General features: G+C 54.8%; 1 protein-coding gene. It reads left to right on the top strand.

The genetic code is table 11. From position 1 onward, the window contains the following. Positions 1–53 precede the first annotated feature (53 nt). Positions 54–385: S1 RNA-binding domain-containing protein (locus tag JWG43_RS19315; protein WP_205244508.1), on the top strand; the 332-nt coding region annotated here is incomplete at its 3' end.

The raw sequence follows: 385 nt of genomic DNA, 5'->3' as shown, positions 1-385 counted from the left end.
ACTTTCTTTCACCCCCGCACAGGGGACAAATTATGTTTGGAGGCATGTCAAGCATGGCAGACAAGGAAACCGGGCACGAAAACGAAATGAGTTTCGAAAGCGCCCTTGAAAACTATCTCAATCCCGACTTCGGCGACCTCGAAGAAGGCTCTATCACCAAGGGCGAGATCGTTCGCGTGGATGACGACAATGTTCTGGTGGACGTGAACTTCAAGTCCGAAGGCCAGATCCCGGCCAGCGAGTTCCGTGACGCCGCCGGCAACATGACCGTCAGCGTGGGCGACCGTGTGGATGTCTACGTCGTTCGCAAGAACGAAATGGAAGGCACCATCACGCTGTCCTTTGAGAAGGCCAAGCGCATGCAGGTCTTTGACCAGCTCGAAGA

It is taken from the genome of Desulfobulbus alkaliphilus (genome assembly GCF_016918545.1).
GTDB lineage: Bacteria > Desulfobacterota > Desulfobulbia > Desulfobulbales > Desulfobulbaceae > Desulfobulbus > Desulfobulbus alkaliphilus.
The sequence above is the reverse complement of the archived record's forward strand: the minus strand, read 5'-3'. Positions and strand labels throughout refer to the sequence as shown.